Annotated in this window: 16 protein-coding genes; 14 read left to right on the top strand and 2 right to left on the bottom strand. The window is 43.5% G+C overall.

The window, feature by feature from the left end; genetic code table 11:
* Positions 1 to 85 precede the first annotated feature (85 nt).
* The 4 genes from PP181_RS12255 to PP181_RS12270 all read left to right on the top strand — a co-directional run bounded on the left by PP181_RS12255 (position 86) and on the right by PP181_RS12270 (position 5,081).
* Positions 86 to 1,276 (top strand): acetyl-CoA C-acyltransferase, encoded by a 1,191-nt coding sequence (locus PP181_RS12255; protein WP_138259010.1) that lies wholly within the window; start codon positions 86 to 88, stop codon positions 1,274 to 1,276.
* 63 nt (positions 1,277 to 1,339) lie between these two features.
* Positions 1,340 to 1,669 carry a four helix bundle protein gene (locus PP181_RS12260; protein WP_430905216.1) on the top strand — a complete coding sequence of 110 codons (330 nt, stop codon included), beginning with the start codon at positions 1,340 to 1,342 and terminating at the stop codon, positions 1,667 to 1,669.
* A gap of 49 nt (positions 1,670 to 1,718) precedes the next feature.
* Positions 1,719 to 3,527 carry an acyl-CoA dehydrogenase family protein gene (locus tag PP181_RS12265; RefSeq protein WP_138258988.1) on the top strand — a complete coding sequence of 603 codons (1,809 nt, stop codon included), beginning with the start codon at positions 1,719 to 1,721 and terminating at the stop codon, positions 3,525 to 3,527.
* Positions 3,528 to 3,629: 102 nt separating this feature from the next.
* A complete protein-coding gene (locus tag PP181_RS12270) occupies positions 3,630 to 5,081 on the top strand; it encodes a pyridoxal phosphate-dependent decarboxylase family protein (RefSeq protein ID WP_272637328.1) in 1,452 nt (483 codons plus the stop codon).
* Here PP181_RS12270 and PP181_RS12275 read toward each other — a convergent pair.
* A complete protein-coding gene (locus PP181_RS12275) occupies positions 5,068 to 6,873 on the bottom strand; it encodes a glycoside hydrolase family 15 protein (protein ID WP_154918904.1) in 1,806 nt (601 codons plus the stop codon). The genes PP181_RS12270 and PP181_RS12275 overlap by 14 nt on opposite strands.
* A 102-nt stretch (positions 6,874 to 6,975) precedes the next feature.
* Between PP181_RS12275 and PP181_RS12280 the strand changes: the two genes are divergently transcribed.
* The 6 genes from PP181_RS12280 (at position 6,976) to PP181_RS12305 (ending at position 15,625) form a co-directional block, all read left to right on the top strand.
* The gene (locus PP181_RS12280) at positions 6,976 to 9,189 is read left to right on the top strand and encodes a bifunctional alpha,alpha-trehalose-phosphate synthase (UDP-forming)/trehalose-phosphatase (RefSeq protein ID WP_272637329.1); all 2,214 of its coding nucleotides are present in this window, start codon (positions 6,976 to 6,978) and stop codon (positions 9,187 to 9,189) included.
* A 22-nt stretch (positions 9,190 to 9,211) separates the two neighbouring features.
* A complete protein-coding gene (locus PP181_RS12285) occupies positions 9,212 to 10,735 on the top strand; it encodes a nuclear transport factor 2 family protein (protein ID WP_272637330.1) in 1,524 nt (507 codons plus the stop codon).
* An 8-nt stretch (positions 10,736 to 10,743) separates the two neighbouring features.
* The gene (locus tag PP181_RS12290) at positions 10,744 to 11,910 is read left to right on the top strand and encodes an MFS transporter (RefSeq protein WP_272637331.1); all 1,167 of its coding nucleotides are present in this window, start codon (positions 10,744 to 10,746) and stop codon (positions 11,908 to 11,910) included.
* A 39-nt stretch (positions 11,911 to 11,949) separates the two neighbouring features.
* Positions 11,950 to 13,281 (top strand): M28 family peptidase, encoded by a 1,332-nt coding sequence (locus PP181_RS12295; protein ID WP_272637332.1) that lies wholly within the window; start codon positions 11,950 to 11,952, stop codon positions 13,279 to 13,281.
* Between the two features lie 151 nt (positions 13,282 to 13,432).
* Positions 13,433 to 15,037, top strand: coding sequence for a M1 family metallopeptidase (locus PP181_RS12300; protein WP_272637333.1), 1,605 nt, complete (start codon positions 13,433 to 13,435; stop codon positions 15,035 to 15,037).
* A gap of 126 nt (positions 15,038 to 15,163) precedes the next feature.
* Positions 15,164 to 15,625: a GAF domain-containing protein gene (locus PP181_RS12305; protein ID WP_272637334.1), complete on the top strand. Its 462-nt coding sequence runs from the start codon at positions 15,164 to 15,166 to the stop codon at positions 15,623 to 15,625.
* 82 nt (positions 15,626 to 15,707) lie between these two features.
* Here the strand turns inward: PP181_RS12305 and PP181_RS12310 are convergent, their stop codons facing one another.
* Positions 15,708 to 19,100 carry a ThuA domain-containing protein gene (locus PP181_RS12310; protein ID WP_272637335.1) on the bottom strand — a complete coding sequence of 1,131 codons (3,393 nt, stop codon included), beginning with the start codon at positions 19,098 to 19,100 and terminating at the stop codon, positions 15,708 to 15,710.
* A 123-nt stretch (positions 19,101 to 19,223) separates the two neighbouring features.
* Between PP181_RS12310 and PP181_RS12315 the strand changes: the two genes are divergently transcribed.
* From PP181_RS12315 to PP181_RS12330, 4 genes are all read left to right on the top strand, one after another.
* Positions 19,224 to 19,805 (top strand): YdeI/OmpD-associated family protein, encoded by a 582-nt coding sequence (locus tag PP181_RS12315; protein ID WP_154918896.1) that lies wholly within the window; start codon positions 19,224 to 19,226, stop codon positions 19,803 to 19,805.
* A gap of 134 nt (positions 19,806 to 19,939) precedes the next feature.
* Positions 19,940 to 20,707 carry a CDP-alcohol phosphatidyltransferase family protein gene (locus PP181_RS12320; RefSeq protein ID WP_272637336.1) on the top strand — a complete coding sequence of 256 codons (768 nt, stop codon included), beginning with the start codon at positions 19,940 to 19,942 and terminating at the stop codon, positions 20,705 to 20,707.
* A 38-nt stretch (positions 20,708 to 20,745) separates the two neighbouring features.
* A complete protein-coding gene (locus tag PP181_RS12325) occupies positions 20,746 to 22,152 on the top strand; it encodes an amidohydrolase family protein (protein ID WP_272637337.1) in 1,407 nt (468 codons plus the stop codon).
* An 85-nt stretch (positions 22,153 to 22,237) separates the two neighbouring features.
* Positions 22,238 to 23,524 carry a metal-dependent hydrolase family protein gene (locus tag PP181_RS12330; protein ID WP_272637338.1) on the top strand — a complete coding sequence of 429 codons (1,287 nt, stop codon included), beginning with the start codon at positions 22,238 to 22,240 and terminating at the stop codon, positions 23,522 to 23,524.
* Positions 23,525 to 23,689 lie beyond the last annotated feature (165 nt).

Genomic DNA, 23,689 nt, shown 5'->3' on the forward strand with positions numbered 1-23,689 from the left:
AAGCGGACTAACTATGAAAATTAATAACTACTAAATAATGACCCATTTTACTCCTTCTCCTTTGGAGAGGGCTGGGGAGAGGCTTATGAAAACAGCATATATAGTAAAAGGATATAGGACTGCCGTAGGAAAGGCGCCCAAAGGTGTATTCCGATTCAAAAGAACGGACGAACTGGCAGCGGAAACCATCGAACATATGATGAAGGAATTGCCGGGACTTGACAAAAAAAGAATCGATGATGTCATTGTTGGCAATGCCATGCCCGAAGGTTCCCAAGGTCTTAATATGGCTAGGTTGATTTCCTTGATGGGCCTGAACATTGTGGATGTACCAGGGGTTACGGTAAACCGTTTTTGTTCCTCGGGTATTGAAACGATAGGGATTGCTACGGCCAAAATCCAATCGGGAATGGCAGATTGTATCATTGCCGGAGGAGCAGAAAGTATGAGCGCGGTTCCCATGACGGGTTATAAAACCGAACTCAACTACGATTTGGTAAAATCCGGACATGAGGATTACTACTGGGGGATGGGAAATACCGCCGAAGCTGTTGCCAAGGAATTCAATGTTTCCAGGGAAGACCAGGACGAGTTTGCCTATAATTCCCACATGAAGGCATTAAAGGCACAAGCGGAAGACCGATTCCAAGACCAAATCGTTCCCATTGAAGTCGAGCAAACCTATGTAGATGAAAATGGAAAAAAAGCAACTAAAAAATATACGGTAACCAAGGATGAAGGTCCCCGTAAAGGAACATCCCTGGAGGCATTGGCAAAATTGCGTCCCGTGTTTGCAGCCGATGGCAGTGTTACGGCAGGAAACTCCTCACAAATGAGTGACGGTGCGGCATTCGTAATGGTCATGAGTGAGGAAATGGTCAAGGAGCTCAACCTTGAACCGATAGCCCGTTTGGTCAATTATGCGGCCGCTGGCGTGCCTCCCAGGATTATGGGAATTGGACCTGTAGCCGCCGTACCCAAAGCCTTGAAACAGGCCGGTTTAAAACAGGAGGATGTAGAATTAATTGAATTGAACGAGGCCTTTGCCTCCCAATCCTTGGCTGTCATCCGTGAATTAAAATTGAACCCGGATATAGTTAACGTCAATGGTGGTGCAATAGCCTTGGGTCATCCCTTGGGATGCACTGGGGCAAAACTATCGGTTCAGCTTTTTGATGAAATGCGCAAAAGGAACATGCAAGGGAAATATGGAATGGTCACCATGTGCGTAGGTACCGGGCAAGGTGCCGCAGGCATTTATGAGTTTCTTTCTTAAGAAAAGAGATAAAAGAATAAAGAAAAAAGACCGAAGTTGGGAACTAGACATAATTATAAAAATTTGAAGATTTGGCAATTAGGTCTTGAAATTGTTAATGACATATCGGACATTTTGGTGGATTTCCCCAAACACGAAAGGTATGGCTTGAGTTCTCAAATTAGTAGGTGTTCGGTATCAATGCCCAGTAATATTGCCGAGGGATCAGCTAAAACCGATAAAGGTTTCAAAAACTTTATAGACTATTCTTTAGGCTCTTCATTTGAGCTTGGTACACAGCTTTTGGTAGCACATCACAGAAAGTATATTGACAATGGAACATTGAAAAAATTGGAAGATAAAATAGCGGAGTGGCAACGCATGACCATGGGTTTTCAAAACGGATTGGATTAAGAAGTCCATTTTCTCTATTCTATCCTCTCTATTCTAAACATTAAAAATCATGAGCACAGAAACAAAACAGGAAATCCTTCGAGGAGGTCAATTTTTAGTGAAAGAGACTAATTGTGAAGACATTTTTACCTTAGAGGACCTCAACGAAGAGCAAAAAATGATGCGGGAGAGCACCAAGGAATTCGTGGACCGAAAACTTTGGGCCCATTGGGAACGATTTGAAAAGAAAGATTACGCCTATACCGAAGAGTGTATGCGCGAGGCGGGTGAATTGGGTCTTTTAAGCATCGCAGTTCCAGAAAAATATGATGGCATGGGAATGGGCTTCGTATCCACCATGTTGGTCTGTGATTATATTTCGGGGGCTACGGGTTCCTTCAGCACGGCGTTTGGTGCCCACACAGGAATCGGTACCATGCCGATTACCTTGTATGGAACGGAGGAACAAAAACAAAAATATGTGCCCAAATTGGCTACCGGTGAGTGGTTTGGGGCATATTGCTTGACCGAACCGGGTGCCGGATCGGATGCCAACTCGGGTAAAACCAAGGCCGTACTTTCAGAAGATGGCAAGTATTACAGTATTACGGGTCAGAAGATGTGGATTTCCAATGCCGGGTTCTGCAACCTGTTCATTGTCTTTGCAAGAATCGAGGACGATAAAAACATCACAGGTTTTATAGTCGAGAACGACCCGAGCAACGGGATTACCTTAGGGGACGAAGAGAAGAAATTGGGCATCCACTCCTCCTCTACCCGGCAGGTATTTTTCAATGAGACAAAGGTGCCCGTTGAAAACATGCTATCGGAGCGCGGAAACGGCTTTAAAATCGCCATGAACGCCCTGAACGTGGGTAGGATAAAATTGGCCGCAGCCTGTTTGGAAGCGCAAAGAAGGGTGATAAACGAGGCCACAAAATACGCCAATGAACGCATTCAGTTCAAGGTTCCGATCATGAGTTTCGGTGCCATCAAGGCGAAAATTGCGGATATGGCCACCAACGCATACGTGGATGAAGCGGCCTGCTATCGTGCCGCCAAGAATATCGAGGACCGAATCGCGATACGGGAGGCCGACGGTAACTCCCATCAGGAGGCCGAGTTGAAGGGTGTGGAAGAGTATGCCATTGAGTGCTCCATATTGAAAGTGGCGGTTTCAGAACATGTACAGCAAACCACGGATGAAGGAATACAGATTTTTGGTGGTATGGGCTTTAGTGCCGATACCCCGATGGAATCGGCCTGGCGGGACGCACGGATAGCCCGAATTTACGAGGGAACCAACGAAATCAACCGGATGCTATCCGTAGGCATGCTGATAAAAAAGGCCATGAAAGGCCATGTAGATCTACTAGGACCTGCAACCGCTGTTGGAGAGGAACTGATGGGCATACCATCTTTTGATACCCCCGATTTCTCGGAATTGTTCGCCGAGGAAAAGGACCTATTGAAACGGTTGAAAAAAGTGTTCTTGATGGTTGCAGGTAGTGCCGTACAGAAATTTGGACCTCAATTGGAAGAACATCAGCAATTGTTAATGGCTGCATCGGATATACTGATTCAGGTATATCTTGCGGAATCGGCATTATTACGTACCGAGAAAAATGCCAAGCGTTTTGGTGAAGATGCACAGGCCATACAAATTGCCATGTCCAAGCTCTATTTATATCGAGCGACTGAAATCATCATTCAGAAAGGAAAGGAGGCCATCGTTTCCTTCGCCGAAGGCGATGAGCAACGCATGATGCTTATGGGACTCAAACGCTTTACAAAATATACCAATAACCCAAATGTGGTGGCTTTACGTACCCAAATTGCGGATAAAGTCGCGGCAGACCAGGGTTATACCTTTGACTAATTCAGATTGCCCTTTTGTTTTGTTAGACAGAAGCAAAAACCGCCCCTATTTGGAGCGGTTTTTTTATTTGTACAAATTGTGCGAAGCATCTAATTTTGACTTATGCAGAACACTCTATTACACAAGGTCTATTCCACCGAGCTCTTTGAGGAAAACGGCCATAGGGCCATAGAAATGTTGACACAACATTTGGCCGATAAACTTCAGGAGAAAACGGGCAAGGCCATCCATTGGAACGACCCGGAAACCGAATTGGAATTTTGGAAGGATTTTTTGGAACATGGCAAACCTGAGGAGTTGTTCAAATCGATTACGGAACGTACCACCTACGTACACCATCCCCATTACATTGGGCATCAGGTGAGTCCGGCGGCACCTATAACGGCACTTACCGGCATGATCAGTTCCTTATTGAACAATGGGATGGCGGTCTACGAAATGGGTATGGCGCCCAGCGCCATTGAGCGCGTAGTAACCAATGTCCTATGCGAGAAAATTGGATGGAATGCGGATGCCCGGGGATTTCTGACCTCCGGCGGGACCTTAGCGAATCTCACGGCGCTTTTAACGGCGCGAAAAGCTATATTAAAAGAAGATGTTTGGAATGCAGGAACGAGCAGTGCCCTAGGTATTATGGTGAGCGAGGAAGCCCATTACTGTGTAGACCGGGCAGCCAGAATTATGGGACTTGGAGAGAAAGGAATCATTAAAATACCTTGTACGGAATCCTACCAGATGGACACATCTGTCTTGGAAGAAAAATATCAAGAAGCGAAAGCAAAGGGAATTACCATCTTTGCCATTGTGGGAAGTGCTCCTTCCACGGCAACGGGTATGTTCGATAATCTGGAAGCCATAGGTAGTTTTGCGGAACAAAAGGGACTATGGTTCCATGTGGACGGTGCCCATGGCGGTGCGGGTGTATTTTCCAAAAAATACAAACACACGTTAAAAGGTATAGAAAAAGCCGATTCCGTTGTAATTGACGGACATAAAATGATGATGTTACCAACGATTACCACGGCCCTGCTACTTAAAAACGGTATGTATGCCAATGCAACGTTCAGCCAAAAAGCAGATTATTTACTGACCGATTCAGACCATGAGGATTGGTACAATTCCGGAAAAAGAACCTTCGAGTGCACCAAGACCATGATGAGCATCCATTGGTATACGATGCTCAAATTCTATGGTGAGGAAGTCTTTGAAGCCTATGTGACCCAATTATATGACATGGGTGCAGCCTTAGGGCAAATAATCGAAAAACATCCCAGTTTTGCATTGGCAGTTACGCCAATGTCCAATATTGTTTGCTTTCGATATACCCATGCAAACCTATCCCAGAATCAGTTAAACGAATTAAATGCCAAGGTACGTCAGCAACTTTTGGAAGACGGCGAGTTCTATATCGTTCAAACGAAGTTACGGGGCTGGCACTATTTGCGGGTCACCGTTATGAATCCCTTTACAACCAAGGTTCATTTTCAAAACCTTTTGGACAAAATCGTTCTGTTGGCCCAAAATTTAGTTTCCTCTGAAACTACAATTTGTTAATGGACGCCAATACCTGCTCCTCGCTTTCCTGTCTGGAAAAGTTGATGGCACACTCTATCAATGCCAAATGCGAATAGGCCTGCGGAAAGTTTCCGAGCAATCTTTTGGTCTTAAAATCAATATCTTCGCTAAAGAGACCTAAATGATTGCTATAGGATAACAGCGTATCGAAATGTTTCATAGCCTTTTCCTTTTCCCCAATCTTGAACAGGCTGTTAATGAACCAAAAAGTACAAATGGTAAAGGAAGAGGAAGGCAAGCCAAAATCATCCTCGTTTTTATATCGGTATAAAAGACCATCGTTGCTCAATTCCCGTTCTATGGCATGAACGGTACTTACGAATTTAGGGTCTTTGGCATGGATAAACCCATAGGATTCCATCAGCAAGACCGATGCATCCATATCGGGAGAGCCATAGGATTGGGTAAAGGCATTCACCTCTGGATTCCATGCGTTGGCATGAATATCGTTTTTGATTTCCTGCTCCAATTGGGTCCACTTTTCTAATTTGTGGGTTTTTCGGAACAATCGGGCCACTTTAATGGCTCTATCAATGGCAACCCAGCACAAAACTTTTGAGAAGGTAAAGTGTCTATCTTCAGTCCTAAATTCCCATATACCCTTATCCGCCTCCTTCCAGTGGTGCGATACAATCCAAACGATGCCCTTTGTTATTCCCCATAAATCCTCTCCATTTTCAGTGTCATTACTGTATTTGGACAATTGTTCGTAAATAACATCCATTAGAATTCCATAGATATCATTTTGTCGTTGCTTGTAGGCCGCATTCCCAATTCGTACAGGTTTTGAGCCTTTGTAGCCGCTCAAATGGTCCAAGGTACGTTCCGTCAATTTTTTCTCCTTATTGATACCGTACATGATTTGGAGTTTCTCGTCCTTATCCGGAATAAGGTCCACTATAAACTGTAAATACCGTTTGGCAACGTTTCTATGGCCCAATTCGCCTATGACCTTGATGGCCATGGAAGCGTCCCGTATCCAGCAGAAGCGATAATCCCAATTTCGGACTTCCCCAATGGTTTCGGGCAAAGAAGTAGTCGCGGCGGCCAATACGGCGCCGGACTTGTCATAGGTCAACAATTTAAGTGTAATGGCACTCCTGCTTATTTGTGAATTATACTTTTTATAGTTTGGAGTCTTACTGCTCCAATTGAGCCAATATACTTTTGTTCTTTCAAGTTCAGTATACATTTTCCGTACGGAGGGCTGGAACAACTTCTCATTATAACCCAAAAGAAAATATCCATCTTCCGTAATCTCCAACTCTCTTCCTTCCACTACTGCATTTTTATTAAATGAGGTGTACAAGAAGCAAGTATCGAATTTCTCACCGTGGGTCAAGCTTACAATAAAGTTCTTCTTTACATATGTTTCAGTTTTTCCAAAGGCATATTCCAACCTTGGGTCGTATTTGACACTGAATTTTGGTTTTCCACTAATATGTTTTATGTACCTTATAACTTCCGGTGGTGAATTATAACCACCTTCGGCTTTTCTATAACGTGGCATGAAATCACGAATTTCAAATACGTCCTCCCCAGAAGTAAATTTGGTAATCAATACAGCCGTATGTTTTTTGTAACGTTGTTTAATCACATAGGAGTCATTGACCAAAACCTCAAAGCTACCCCCCTTTTCTTCGTCCAACAACTTTGCGAACAGCGATGAGGAATCAAATTCTGGAAGACAGCACCAATCTACGGAGCCTCTATTTGATACCAAGGCCGCACTTCTACAATTCCCTATTATTCCGTAATCCAAATTATTCATTCAATAAAAATCTTGATTCATTTGGGCATACAATTGCTATTGCCCTTCTTTTTCCCGAAATTGAGGGAAAATAAATTTATTTCAAAGCAAAAATTGCGATTTATGGCCAAAACTATCATAATCTCAAATAGACTCCCCGTACAATTACAAATCAGCAATGGAACTATTTCGGCAATACCCAGTGTTGGCGGACTGGCTACAGGAATGAAATCTGTCCATTCCGGTGGCGACAGCCTCTGGATTGGCTGGAGCGGTCTCACGGACGAAGAAACACCAGAGGAGCTAGAGTCGCAAATAGACAATGCCTTGGCGGAGCACGGTTCTTCCAAAGTGAAACTTACCCAAAAAGAGGTAGACGGATTTTATTATGGTTTTAGTAACCGAACCGTTTGGCCCCTGTTCCATTACTTTTTGGAATATTCCGAGTTTGAATGGGAAAGTTGGGAAATTTATAAAAGCGTTAACCAAAAATTTGCCGATGCCATCTTGGATAATACCAATAATGACGACGTTATTTGGGTCCATGACTATCAATTAATGCTTGTGCCCCAAATGGTGCGTGAGAAACGGCCCAATGTCTCCATTGGTTTCTTTCTCCATATTCCCTTTCCATCTTTTGAAATATTCAGGACCTTGCCGTGGCGAAAAGAGATACTGTCCGGGCTTTTGGGCTCCGATCTCATAGGTTTTCACACTTATGATTATGAAAGGCACTTTTTAAGTTCGGTACGTAGGCTTTTGGGGCTTGAAGTGAGCTTCAATGATATTTATTTGGACGACAGGGTCATCAAGGTAGACTCCTTCCCCATGGGTATCGATTATAAGAAGTTTAATGAAGCGGCGATGGAGCATGCACAGCGCGATGAATCTCAAAAGTCTGAATTACAAAAAAGATTGGATACCCATAAGGAATCTACTCCCGATGCGAAGTTCTTCCTATCCATAGACCGTTTGGACTATACCAAGGGAATCGCGAAGCGGTTGAACGCCTTTGAATACTTCTTGAACAAATATCCGCAATACAAGGAGAAAGTTCGATTGATAATTTTGGCGGTACCCTCACGCTCCAATGTACCGCAATACCAACTATTGAAAAAAGAAATCGACGAATTGGTAGGTCGAATCAATGGGGAACTTTCCACTGTAAGCTGGACACCCATTTGGTATTTTTACAGATCGATGCCCTTTGATAACCTCATCGATTTGTACACAACGTGCGATATCGCCTGGCTTACCCCCATTAGAGATGGTATGAACCTTGTTGCCAAAGAATACATTGCCACAAGAACGGACAAGACCGGCGTGCTGATTTTGAGCGAAATGGCAGGTTCTGCAAATGAAATGAACGAATCCCTGTTGATAAACCCCAATAATTTTGAGCAAATTGCCGATACCTTGGATAGGGCCATCAACATGCCCCAGGAAGAGCAACAACAACGTAATTCCGTACTCCAAAAACGCTTGGAACGATATAATGTGGAGAAATGGGCGAACGATTTCATGAACTCATTGCTTAACCAAAAGGAAAAGGACCGTACGTATATTTCAAGAAGACTTTCGGTAGATCTGATGAATACGGTCATGAAGAAATATGTCTCGTCAAAAAAACGGCTCGTATTCCTCGACTATGACGGTACTTTGGCAGACTTCCACAAAGATCCCCAAATGGCAAAGCCAGATGAGCAACTTTATAAATTGTTGGATGAAATTGCCGCCCAGGAAAATACGGACATGTATTTGATCAGCGGAAGGGACAAAGAGACCTTTACCAAGTGGTTCATGCACAAGGGATATAATATGATTGTGGAACACGGGGTGTGGATTTCCCAGAATGGGGAGGATTTTAGGATGCTTGAGAAAGTTAAAAAGGATTGGATGGAAAAAATACATCCAGTCTTGGATTCCTTTGTGGACAGAACACCCGGAAGTTTTATCGAGGAGAAAAACTACTCCCTGGCATGGCACTACAGAAAGACGGATCCCGATTTCGGACAGAAACGTGCCGTGGAACTGAATACGGTATTGACCAGTTTGATCGCCAATGATGACCTCAGCGTTTTGAATGGAAATAAGGTAATGGAAATCAAAAGCAGCAACGTGAATAAGGGAAGGGCCTCCATGCGGGTATTTTCTGAACATGATTACGATTTTGTGTTTGCTATTGGGGACGATTGGACCGATGAATTTATGTTCCAGGAATTGCCTGAAGATGCCATTACGGTTAAAGTTGGAAGGCAAAAGACCCATGCCAAATACTTTGTGGACAACACAAAAAATGTTAGGGATATTTTAGGCCGATTTGCCGACATGCATTAAATTGGAACTTTATGAAATACGAATGAGTCGGTTACCAATCATTTCGCTACTCGCTTTATTTTTTTGTTTACAATGCTATTCCCAGTCGAGCACGGAAGTATTTCTGGCCGATTTGGAATGGAATGAGGGAACGCTCAAAATTGGGGAACCTAAGAATATTTCCAACAATGAAGGCTACGACAATCAACCTTCCTTTTACGATGATGACAGAATTCTTTTTGCTTCCACACGAAACGGACAGACAGATATAGCCCTTTACAATATTGATTCGGATTCAAAATCGTGGATCAACGATACCCCAAATGGAGGTGAATATTCCCCTTTGAGGATACAGGGCACGGAGGATATTTCTGCAATACGATTGGACGATGACGGCTTACAAAGATTGTATAAGTATGACTTTGAGACTGGAAATCACAAAGAACTTATTGCCGATTTAAAAGTAGGGTATCACGTATGGTACAGCGACCATATCCTAGTATGTACGGTCTTGATTGAAAACCGTATGGATTTAGTCGTCGTAAACCTTCAGGATAATACCCGCTACACCCTACAAAAAAATGTGGGCAGGTCGCTGCATAGGATTCCCAAAACGGAGATGATCAGTTATATTTCAAAAGAAAACGACACGGCCATGGTAAAATCCATGCATCCCATTTCTGGGGCAACAAGGAATATTGTTGGCCTTTTTGGTTCTGTAGAAGACGTAGTTTGGACCGATAGCGGTATGGTATTGGCAGGCTTTAGGAATAGCCTGTTGGGATTTGATTATATGGACGGGCAATCTTGGACACTTTTACATTCCTTTGACGAAAAGGAAATTCCGTCCCTATCCCGACTCTCCATAAGCCCCAATGGTAAAAGGATAGCATTCGTAACCGAGAATCCCAAATACAAAATCGTTCAAAAACAGGTGGAATCCTATAATTCGGGCGATTTGGATGCTTTTGTCAATTGTTATATGGAAAACGTATTAGTTCAAAATTTTCCGGCGGATACCCTTTATATCGGGCATCAAAAAATGCGGGAGAACTATCGGAACCTGTCCCCGAATAACAAAAAATATGATGTAGAAGTCGTAAACCGGATCACCTTGGGCAATTTTGTAATCGACCATGAAAAAGTTACGGGAGACGGAAGTATTTCTAAGCAAGTGGCCATATATGAAGTGTCCGACCGAATTTCGAGCATGACATTTATTTTTGAGAAAGGGTCGGAATCCAATCCCGAGAGTATCGTCCAGGACCAGTTGGATGCTTATAATAAAAGGGATATCGATGCATTTATGGCAACCTATACAGACACTGTTAAACTCTATAACTTCCCTAAAAACCTATCCACAGATGGACCTGAGGATATGCGAAAAAGCTACACCGAATTTTTTACATCCACCCCAGACCTCCATTGCGAAATCAAAAGCAGGATTGTCATTGGCAATAAAGTATTAGATGAAGAGCAGGTTACTGCCAATGGCAAAACGTTTTCCGCCGTAGCTATCTACGAAGTTGAAAATGGGAAAATAGCTAAAGTCACTTTCCTAAGGTAAATAAGGGGTTGAAACAAAAACCACACATTCTTCCAACGATTATAATTGCCCAGTTCGCATGTACATCACCATGGTTTGCAGGCAATACCATAGTGGATGAATTAATCCTAAAAACGGGCTTGGGCCACGAAATTATGGGTTGGGTGTTATCATCGGTCCAATTGGGTTTTATTGTAGGGACGTTACTTTTCGCCCTGCTTATGATTGCCGATAGGTTCTCGCCTTCACGGGTGTTTATGGTCTGTGCCTTTTTGGCCGCGCTTTGTAATCTCTACTTAATAACGGACCAAATGACCAAGTGGAGCTTGCTCTTGGCCCGTTTCGGTACAGGATTTTTCTTGGCGGGCATTTACCCGGTTGGAATGAAGATTGCAGCGGACTACTATGAAAAAGGATTGGGAATGGCATTGGGTTTTTTGGTGGGTGCCCTTGTTCTGGGTACCGGATTTCCCTACCTAATAAACAGTACGGCATGGGGAAGTGATCCTTATAGAATTATAGTGGCGACCTCTACCTTCACTTGTTTGGGAGGGGCATTGATGTACTTTTTGGTTCCGGATGGACCTTTTCTGAAAAAAAGCTTAAAAGTCAATCTATATTCAGGTCCAAGGCTATTCAAAATCAATGCATTCCGTAAGGCGGCATTCGGATATTTTGGGCATATGTGGGAACTCTATGCCTTTTGGGCCTTCACTCCATTGGCTATTTCATTTTACAATACGCTTCACGGAAGGGAAATTTTAGTGCCTTTATGGACAGGAATCATCATCGGCATCGGTAGTATTTCATGCGGTTTAGGAGGTATAATATCCGAAAAAATAGGAAGTAGAAAAGTAGCTATAACAGCACTCATCATATCTGGAATATGCTGTTTAATATCACCTATCCTGTTCGTGCTCCCTCCTGTTCTATTTTTAATGGTTTGGTCCTTATGGGGTTTTGCAGTGACTGCAGATTCACCCCAATTATCCAAATTAGTAGCAGCATCTGCCTCGGCCGATATAAAAGGTACGGCTCTTACCCTGGCCACTTGCATAGGTTTTGGCATTACCATCGTTAGCATTCAACTGCTTAGCTATTTACAGGACAGTATCGGCATCAACTATTTGTTTCTGGTATTGGCAATAGGTCCGGCGCTAGGAGTTTGGCATCTTTTAAAACTTAAAAACGTTTAATTTTTAATACTTTTAAGGACACTTCAAATGAAACCAAAAATGAAAAAATTGCTACTTCTAGGTCTTTTGACAATTTCGCTAACTTTAACGGCCCAGACGGACCAACGAATTTATGATATCATCGATGCCGTCTCTGCAGAACGTATAGAAAACGATGTTACCAAACTGGCCAATTTTGGCACTCGGCATACCCTGAGCGATACCGTTTCCCGAACCCGTGGTATTGGGGCCGCGAGGCGGTGGATCAAATCGGAATTTGAAAAAACTTCCCAGGCCTGTAATGGCTGTTTGAATGTCTTTTACCAGAAGGATTTAGTCAAAAAAGGGGCCAATCAACGTATTGTCCACGATGTGGAGGTAGTTAATGTCCTGGCCATTCAAAAAGGCACCAAATATCCCAACAGATATATCATTATGAGCGGGGATATCGATTCGCGCGTAAGCGACCCAACCAATTTTACGGACGATTCCCCCGGGGCCAACGACAATGCCAGTGGTATGGCCGGAACCTTGGAAGCTGCGCGGGTACTTTCTAAGTATACCTTTGAAAATAGCATCATCTACATGGGGCTTTCCGGGGAGGAACAGGGGTTGTTCGGTGGTGGCGGTGTGGCCCAATATGCCAAGGACCAAGGCTGGGAGATTATCGGGATTTTTAATAACGATATGATCGGTAACATCAAAGGGGTAGATGGCATTGTCAGCAATACCGATTTCCGAATCTTTTCCGAACCTGTTCCTCCCAATGAAACCGAGGAACAAAGACGCGCCAGAAGATTCTACGGAGGGGAAGTAGATGGTATCTCGAGACAATTGGCACGCTACGTACACAAAACCGTAAAAACCTACATGCCAGAAATGAATCCCATGATGATCTATCGTTTGGACCGTTTCGGGCGGGGTGGGCATCATAGGCCCTTTAATGACGCCGGTTTTGCAGGAATCCGGATTATGGAGGCGCATGAAAACTACACCCAACAACATCAGGATATTCGGGTAGATGACGGCATCGCCTATGGGGATGTATTGGAACACGTGAATTTCGAGTACGCGGCCAAACTCACCGCGGTAAACGCAATCAATTTGGCTTCCCTGGCATGGGCACCACCGGCCCCTAAAGAAGTTAAGATTGGGGGGATCGTAGAACCATCGGCGAAATTTCAATGGAGCAAGGTGGATGGGGCCAAAGGGTATAAAATTTATTGGAGGGATACCACTTCCCCTACTTGGGATAATAGCCGATACGTAGGGGATGTCACGGAGTTCACCCTAGAAGGCATCGTCATCGATAATTACTTTTTTGGCGTTTCAGCTGTGGGTGCAAACGGATTTGAAAGTCCGGTCGTGTTTCCCAATGGAATTTTTAGGTAATTTTCAAACCTGTCTGCTTTTAAAAACCTGACAGGTCTACTCAAAAAGCATATTTACTAGATATGAAATGAGCTATAACAAGTCTTGATACCTATTGAGCTGGTTACTGGCGAATTGCATCTGACCTATTAAAAGCAATAAAAATAAACAGATGAAAAACATAGTGTTGTATGTTGCCTTCTTGACTTACAGTCTTGGCATCTCCCAAACCTTTACGGAACAGGATACCCTTAGAGGCAGCATTACCCCGGAAAGGGCCTGGTGGGACCTTACTTACTATCATTTGGATATTTCCGTAGATCCCGATGAAAAATTTATTTCCGGTACGAATACCATCCGCTATAAGGTGCTCGATAAAAATCAAGTGCTACAAGTAGATCTCCAGCCACCTTTGGTTATCGAAAAAATTACACAAGATGGAAAAAACCTGTCTTTCGAAAGCAGTGGAAATGCCCATTTTGTTACACTCGAGAAAACTCAAAATGTGGGAGAATTTAACGAAATTGTAGTGCATTATTCCGGGCATCCCAAAGAAGCGGTGCGCGCCCCTTGGGACGGTGGCTTTTCATGGAAAAAAGATGAAAATGGGAAGGATTTTGTGGCCACCTCCTGTCAGGGTCTGGGCGCCAGTGTCTGGTGGCCCAATAAGGACCATATGTACGACGAGGTAGACAGTATGTTGATCAGCGTACAGGCCCCTAAAGGGCTCATGAACGTTTCCAATGGTCGGTTACGAAAAGTGGACGAAGAAACCAATACCTATCATTGGTTCGTATCCAGCCCCATTAACAATTATGGGGTCAATGTGAACATTGGGGATTACGTGCATTTTGGGGAAACCTATGATGGTGAAAAGGGCATGCTGGACATGGATTACTACGTTTTACGGGACAATCTGGAAAAAGCCAAGGAGCAGTTCAAACAGGCCCCCAAAATGATGGAAGCCTTTGAGCATTGGTTCGGCCCCTATCCTTTTTACGAGGACTCCTTTAAACTCGTGGAAGTCCCTTATTTGGGTATGGAACACCAAAGTTCCGTTACCTATGGCAATCAGTATGGGAATGGCTATTTAGGTCGAGATCTTTCAGGCACCGGATGGGGATTAAAGTTCGATTATATCATCATCCATGAGGCCGGACATGAATGGTTCGCCAATAATATTACCTACAAGGATATTGCCGATATGTGGGTACACGAAGGATTTACGATGTATTCCGAAAGCCTTTTCATTGAATATTATTATGGTAAAGAAGCGGCAGCGGAATATTTACTGGGCATACGAAAGAATATCCGAAACGACCGACCTTTAATTGGGCCCTACAACGTTAATAAAGCCGGGTCTGGCGATATGTACAACAAGGGAGCCAACATCCTACATACGTTCAGGCAAATCATGGACGATGATGAAAAGTGGCGGGCCACCCTACGCGGACTTAATGAGGAATTCTATCATCAAACGGTAACAACCAAACAGATTGAAAAGTATCTGGATGATCAAGTCGAAGGTGATTTTGAACCATTCTTTGAACAGTATCTCAGAACGGCCAATATCCCTGTTTTTGAATATGAAATCCAGAACGGCAAGCTAAAATACCGATTTACCAATGTCATCGATGGGTTTAAAATGCCCTTAAAGGTTGAGATGGCCGGAAAGACCGTTTGGATTACCCCTACCACAGCGTGGCAGTCAAAATCACTTAAAGGGAAAGATATACAAGTGGACCCAAACTTCTACGTGAACGTTAAAAAAGTATAAATAAAAGGCCTAAGATTATTTCAGGGGTAGCTGACAAATATCATATTCCCCAAACTGACAATATCCTTAAATTGCCCGTCGTTAGAGGAAATAGCAAATCATTGTTTTAAATACCTATTGATCAAAATGAATAGCATCCCTGAAAAAATATCGATACTTCTTGAAAAAAATCCCATCGATTGGCAAAACGTTTTGGAAGAGACGATCAGCCATTTTGATTGTTCCACCGGAACGTTGCACTTTTTAAGGCAGAACACTTCTATTTTGGAATTACAGGCTCAAAAAGGCATTCCCGATTTTTTGATGCCGAAGGTGTCCGAAATTCCCATAGGCAAAGGTATGGCGGGTATAGCCGCGGAACGGATGAAGCCCGTAGAGATGTGCAATCTACAGACCGATGCATCCGGCGTTGCGAGACCGGCAGCCAAGGAAACCAAAGTGGAAGGTTCCCTTGCGGCCCCATTGATCCACCAAGGAAAATTGTATGGCACCATTGGTATTGCCAAACCTGTTTCCTATGATTTTACCGAGGAAGAGATTTCATCCTTAATGGAGATTGGTAATCTCATTTGTCAAAAAATAAACTAAAGCTTCCAGAATTCTTTTAGTAACCATAAAATAAAAAAGCCCGCTTCATTGCGGGCTTTTTCCTGTACTAAATGATTATCTTTTACCTGAACATGGCTCCCGTCAAGGCGACCATGGATAGTTCCTTGCCTTCTTCGGCCTTGTAGGTTACATAATAAGGTCCATTGCCGGAAACGGTTCCGGTAATTGGTACGCTCACCTGTGTGCCCTGTCCTCCCGTCTGTGCAGGCATGGTTCCTTCACCAACAACAGGACCATCTGGGGTGTTCTCACGGATCTGGAAGGTAAAACTCAAATTAGGGGGACTTTGCCAACCAGCATTAAGTACTAGGGCATTCACACCTTTTAAAGAGGAATCCTTTAATTCCAACCATCCGGACGCACTGTTCAACAACATCAAATCCATACCACCAAATTTCATGGCCTGCATATTGCTTGTTTTCAAATCTTCCGTCAGTAATATGGTGCTACTGGGAATGGCCACCGCCTTGGAGCCGGTTAATGGAATGGTTCCTTCGGCGCCACCATCGGTATAACTGGCCGTCAAGACCAACATATTTCCGGGCGCTGAGGCTTCTGCCGTAATGGTACCATTTGTAGGCAATGATTTTTCTTCCTCTTTGTCCCCTACCAAAGAAAGGATGTATAGTCCGATCTGTCTTGTTTCGTCTGAGGTAATATTTGGATGTGCAGGCATGGTTACTTCGCCCCATACACCGCTACCTCCGGTTTTGATCCTAGACTGTAAATATTCCAAGGCATCCCTTCTATCCTTATATTTTTGGGCAACATCCATATAATTGGGTCCTATGGATGCTTCGGCTTCTTTATGGCACGTCTTGCAATCCATGGATTGTGCCAGAGCCTTTCCGGTTACCGCTGCAGATACCTGTTGATGACCGAGATTCATGGCTACCCTGTCCATTCCTTCCAAATAATCGACGCTCACGAAAATATTGCTCTGATCAATGGGGCTACCGTCCGGATCGCTAACGTTTACTTCATAATCGATTTTCTGACCAGCAAGATAAAAGGCAGGGGTCCCACCTTTTAAATTGATGGTAATTTCAGGTCTTGAATTTCCGGCAACTATATTGGTGCTTGAACTTATGGTAGCTTCACCCTTTTCGTCGGTCACCGTAACGTTCAAATTATACGATCCTGCATCTGCATAGGAATAACTTACCGTAGGTTCTGTAGTTTTCTTGGTTTCTCCGTTACCAAAATCCCAAGTGTAGGAAACACTATCATTCTCTCTGTCATGGGCCTCCACTGTTGCGGTGATAGCCAAGGGTGTCTGACCCGATGTGGTCTCCACAATCATATTATCGATTACCGGAGGCCTGTTTCCACCATTGTATTCAATATAGGCCAATCCGGAATTGGCATTTTGGGAGAACCAACCACTACCATATTCCAAGAGATATACCCTTCCATTGGGTCCCATCTCCATATCGATAAGATTGTTCAGTTTTACCTCTGGGGCAAAAGGTTCCATTCGGTTAAAACTTCCATCCTCTTTCAAGTGAACGGCAAACATCCAACCACGCATCCAGTCATAGATCAATACCTTACCGTCATAATAGCTAGGTAATTTTTCGTCCCCAGGATACAAATCTGAATAATAGGTAGGTCCCGCCATGGCATTTCTACCTCCAGTTCCCGTCTGTGGGAAATCACTGGATTCAACATAGGGATAGTACACGTAGGCCGGGGTTGCGGGTGGCAACTCAGTCAAACCCGTATTGTTCCTAGACGTATTCATTGGCTTTTCAGGGTCAAAAGCTTCTCCTGACTCTCCAGTTTCATAATTGTATTCATGGTAGGCATAATTGTCACCAATGAACATTGGCCATCCAAAGTTTCCTGGTTTGCGTGCCTGGTTCATTTCATCATAGCCCCTAGGACCTCTGGTTTCCAAACTATCGGCGCGGGCATCTGGGCCAACGTCGCCCCAATAAACATACCCTCTTTTTACATCGACTGAAATTCTATAAGGGTTTCTGTGTCCCATGGTATAAATTTCTGGTCGGGTTTTTTCAGTACCTACAGGGAACAAATTTCCTTCTGGAATATCATAACTTCCATCCTCGTTCACCTTGATTCTCAAAATTTTACCCCTAAGATCGTTTGTGTTTCCTGAACTCCTTCTAGCATCGAACTGTTCGTGGCCGGGCGTGTCGTTCAAGGGTGCAAAACCATTGTTTACATATTTTTCCCCTCTTTCATTAAACGGCGTAGAGTTGTCCCCAGTTGATAGATATAAGAGATTATCCGGTCCAAAGGCAATGGAACCACCAGTGTGACAGCAAATTTCCCGTTGGGAATCCACTTCCAAAATAATCTGCTCCGAAGCTAGGTCGAAATTTCCATCCATATATTTGAATCGGGATAAGCGATTTACCCATTTATCGCCCGTTGGAGCATAGTACAAATAAATCCAATGGTTGTTCGCATAATCAGGATCTTTCTGCAATCCCATTAACCCTTCTTCGGCATTTACGCCAGGCGTTTCCAATGTTTTAAAATATACATCCAACTTGGCAACTTCCTTGAGTTCCTGAGTCTCATTATTGAACAAAACTACCTCTCCCCTACGTTGTGCGATTAAAACGTCATTGTTAGGTAAGACGGCCATTTCGGTGGGTTCAAAAAACTGTCCTTCGGAAAGAACCACTTTGGAGAAACGGTCATTGTCCGGAGGTATTTGGGTGGTAACCTTGGAATAGTCCAAGAGTTCGTTATCACCAATAGCGTATTTGATTCCTCCCAATACATGCTTCAAGAATAGATCTTCAGAATAGCTTTCGTCTGTATGTCCGCCTCCGGTATAAAAGGCACGGCCACCGTCAAAATCATGGTACCAGGCAATGGGGTGAAAATCACCGTTGGCACCACCTTCGTACGTGGATTCATCCAAGGTCATCAAGACGTTCACATCTGGATTTATCTTTTTATAATTGTACAATTCGTCGTCCCTATTCCAAACGCTGTCCGTAAAAAATTTCGTAGCAATGAAGTTCTTGTCCTTTATTATGAAGTCCGCGTTTGGCGTACCCCTAGGATGGCTTAAAAACTGGGCTCCGGCCAAATCGTTGTACCAGCCCCAATCATATTCGGTATCGGCAGCGGCATGTATTCCCACGTACCCTCCACCTGCTTGAATGTAGCGTTCAAAGGCAGCTTCCTGAAATTGGTCCAAGACATTTCCTGTGGTACTCAAGAAAACAACGGCCGAATAATTCTGCAGATTTTCATCCGTGAACATTTCGGCATTTTTGGTGGTATCCACTACAAAGCCGTTCTCCTGACCAAGTTTTTGTAAGGCGGCGATGCCCGCAGGAATAGATGCGTGTTTAAACGCTGCTGTTTTAGAGAAAACCAATACCTTGGGTTCCCCGTCACGTTTATTGCCACCACATGAGACAATAATAAGCGCAAAGCCCAAGAGCAGCGCATTGAAAACTTTTTTCATACGTAAATTTTGATGTTTGTCGGTTTAATATAGCTTCAAAAATAGAATTAGATAGCATAGAAACCAATTGTTTGTCAGCTAAAATTGTATTTTACGTAGAATTTAACACGGAAAAAAGCCGATATGCCAAAAATACCGGAACTCTATTTTAAAAATGATACGGAATTTAGGGAATGGCTACATAGTAACCATACCCATTATGAGGGTATCCATTTGATCTTTTACAAAGTAGAACACGAGAACGACAGTATGCGCTGGGAAGAGGCCGTTAAAGTAGCCTTGTGCTATGGATGGATAGATAGTACGGTAAAAAGTCTGGGCAACGGCAAACGCAAACAATATTTTTGCCCAAGGAAACCGAAAAGCGTTTGGAGCAAAGTGAATAAGGACTATATCAACGATTTAAAGTCTAATGGGCTTATGCACGAAGCCGGCCTGGAGGCAGTAAAAATAGCCAAGGAGAACGGCTCTTGGTCTTCTTTGGACGACGTGGAGGCCGGAATCCTACCCGATGATTTACAGGCAGCATTCGAAGCTAACGAAAAGGCTTTCGAAAATTTTCAAAACTTCACCAGGGGACAACGCAAGAGTTATCTTTATTGGCTAAACCAGGCCAAAAGGGAAGAAACAAGACAAAAGCGCATCAGCGAAATAATACAGCATTGCCACGAAAATATTAAATATAGAAACGGAGATGGAAGGTAAAACCATCTCCTTTTGTCATATAAGCACTTGTATTACCAATGGAACTGAATAAAGCCCTATTTTTGCCTAGTAGTTGTTTGGTATGACAAGCTAGCGTGTTCCCGTTATTGTAATTTCAAGCAATTATCAGTAAAATGTCCAAATTACCCGAAGAATACCGTTTTTTCGATCTATCGGATTACGGAAGAGCAGTTGCCTTCCAACTGGTCCAAGTAATAAAAACAACCTCCCTCACCCCTATCCATATTACGGTTGCATTCTTTGTAAGTGGTTTAACCGCCATAGTATTGCTACTTAATGAATATTACGGATTGGCGTTTCTGTTTTTGATTTTAAAATCAATTTTAGATGCAGCCGATGGAGAATTGGCGAGGGCCAAAAATACACCTTCACATACGGGAAGGTATTTAGATTCAATATCTGATATTGTCTTAAACCTGATTCTATTCTTGGCTATCTGGTACATTACCGATGGTTCTTTACTGCTTACGGCAATATCCTTTATGTGTCTGCAATTACAGGGCACCCTCTACAATTACTACTATGTGATTCTACGGAACAGACACAATGGGGATACTACGAGTCGGGTTTTTGAAAATAAAAGTCCCAATGCACTTAAAGGGGAGAGACAGAAAACGGTAAACTCTATGTTCAAGATATATTCTTTGTGCTATGGTACTTTTGATTCCATCATCTACAGATTGGATAAAAATGCCGCCAAAGGCAAAGTCTTTCCAAATTGGTTTATGACTGCGGTTTCCTCATTTGGATTGGGCTTTCAACTATTGCTCATCGGTCTTATGTTTACGTTGGGTTGGCAGCAGTATATCATTCCATTTTTCATAGGCTATTCCATCATGATATTTATATTTATCATGATCAGGCAAGTACTGAATCGCTAATTCTTTTTACCTTCCGTATTCATTTTATTTTATATCTGATGAGATACAGTTTATCCTTACTAGGTATCGGAATGTTGTTTTTGCTGTTGATAAACTGTGAAGCAGATATAAGGGTTTCCTATGATACCCTTTTAAAGGGTGGGAATATCCTTAACCTGGAAGATGGCTCAGTCGTTGTTGGTGATATTTATATTTCCGATGGGCGCATTGCCAAAGTAGCGTATGATGAGATCTATGAAAACTCTACTGCGAAAAATGTGGTAGACGCCACAGGAAAATTCATTTTACCCGGATTTTGGGACAACCACGTACATTTTCGTGGGGGCGACTCCCTAATTGAGGCCAACAAACGTTTTTTAGGACTCTTCATCGCCAATGGAATCACCACGGTGCGAGATGCTGGCGGCGATCTGACCACGGCCGTCATGCAATGGAAAATGACTATTGAAAATGATGGTATGATTGGACCGACCATTTTTACCTCGGGACCAAAAATAGACGGTCCCGGGGCCACTTGGGCAGGTTCCCTCGAAGTTGAAAATCAAGAGGATATCAACAAGGCCTTGGATTCGCTGCAAGCCATCCCAACGGATTTTGTCAAAATCTATGACAGTAAGATTTCTGGAGAAAACTACCTCAATACGATTCGGGCTGCGGAAAAAAGAGGATTGATTACCTCGGGGCACATGCCCTTTACCGCTACGTTGGAATCCACCATAGATGCAGGAATCGACGCCGTGGAACATCTCTACTACATCATGAAAGGTTGCTCCACGGAGGAGGCCGCCATTACCCAACAACTTCAAGACAACAAGATAAGTTTTTGGGATGCCATGCCCATACTGCAATCCACTTACAATGACTCAGTGGCCAAGCAAACATTTGAGCACCTAAAACAAAAAAATGTGTTTGTGGTGCCAACACTTCATATTGGACATACCCTGAGTTACTTGGACGAGGTGGACCATAGTGAGGACGCATATTTGAAATATATGTCCCCTGGAATTCAAAAAACTTATGAAGGGCGTATCCAAAGGGCGCAAAATGCATCGGAAAAGGCGATACAGGACAGAAAGGAACTGGACACCTTTTTCAAAAAATTGGCATTGACCCTAAACCAAAACGACGTTTCCTTACTGGCGGGTTCAGACAGTGGGGCCTTTAATAGCTATACCTATCCCGGAATATCCCTTCACAAGGAAATGGAAGTCATGGTAGACGCGGGAATATCTCCATTGGATGCCCTAAAGGCTTCGGCCTATAATGGGGCCAAATTTCTAAAGAAGGAATCCGACTACGGCAGTTTGAAAACCGGAAAAAAGGCGGATATTGTCATCCTCAATCAAAATCCCTTGGAAAACATCCAAAATACCCAGGATATTTTTATGGTGCTAAAGAATGGAAACAGCTATAGCCAAGAAGATTTAAACAAATTACTACAATGAAACATCCATGTCAGAATTTCGGACATATATCGAAATGATTATATGGATGTTACATGTAACCGTTGAAAAACAATAAAATAAACACATGAAATTGATTATCGATTTAAACTTAGGGAGACTTACACTGGTGGCCCTGTTGTTATGTCTAGGCATATCGGTCCAAATACAAGCCCAAACCTTATTGAAACCTGACCGTGTATTTGATGGAACCGAAATGCATGAAAATTGGGTGGTATTGGTGGAAGGTAATAAAATAACGTATTCGGGCAATCTTGAAGGACATACATTCCCGAAAGCAACAACGGAAATAGACCTACACGGCACCACCTTGATGCCAGGTATCATCGAGGGACATTCCCACTTGTTGTTACATCCGTACAACGAAACCGACTGGAACGACCAGGTATTAAAGGAATCGCCCGTGGAGAGGGCCATCCGCGGCACCGTACATGCCAAAAACTCCCTGATGGCAGGAATAACTACCATGCGCGATCTGGGCGCCGAGGGTGCCGGGTATACGGATGTCTATTTGAAAAAGACCATTGAGCAAGGCATCATCCCCGGACCCCGATTATTGGTCGCAGGTCCTGCAATTGTCGCCACGGGTGCCTATGGTCCAAAAGGTTTTCACGATGGGGTCACCGTTCCCTTGGGAGCGGAAACCGTAAGCGGAAAAGAAGAAGCCATACGGACCGTACGCACACAGATGGGGAATGGGGCCGACCTGATTAAAATCTATGCCGATTACCGCTGGACGCCCGGAGCGGATTCCCAACCTACCTTTTTACAGAAAGAAATCGATGCCATGGTAGAAACCGCCAAAAGTGCGGGAAAATATGTGGTAGCCCATGCGAGCACGCCCGAAGGTATGAAAAGGGCCATTTTGGGAGGCGTGGAAACCATTGAGCATGGAGACGGCGGCACACTTGAAATTTTCAACATGATGAAGGAAAAAGGTATCGGCTTGTGCCCAACGTTGGCCGCGGGGGATGCCATTACCCAATATCAAGGGTGGAAAAAGGGAACTGATGCAGAACCGCGGCGCATTACCAACAAGAAAAAATCATTTAAGCTAGCCCTTGAATCGGGCGTACAGATCGTATTTGGTGGAGATGTAGGTGTGTTTACCCATGGGGAAAATTACAGGGAAATGGAGTTGATGGTAGTGTATGGCATGAAACCCTTGGACGTATTGATTTCGGCTACAAGCGGAAACGCCAAAATGTTCCATCTAGACCAATTGGGAAACCTAACGGAAGGCTTTTTAGCCGATATCATCGCGGTCAAAGGAAATCCTTTAAAAGACATTAAAGCGATGCGCGAACCTGTATTTGTGATGAAGGACGGGTACGTTGTTTTGAATGCAGAGTGAAGAGTGCAGAATTAAGAGTGAAGAGTGAAGAGTGAAAATTGAAAAACTAAAAGTGAATAGCTGTTAGTTTTTGGCTTTTAGCGTTTAGCGTTTAGCGTTTAGCGGAAAATGAAAAATGAAAAGTTAGATCTAAGACGTTAGATTTGAGACGTTAGACTTAAAAAC

It is taken from the genome of Maribacter sp. PR66 (genome assembly GCF_028464205.1).
In the GTDB taxonomy this organism is placed as follows: Bacteria; Bacteroidota; Bacteroidia; order Flavobacteriales; family Flavobacteriaceae; genus Maribacter; species Maribacter flavus.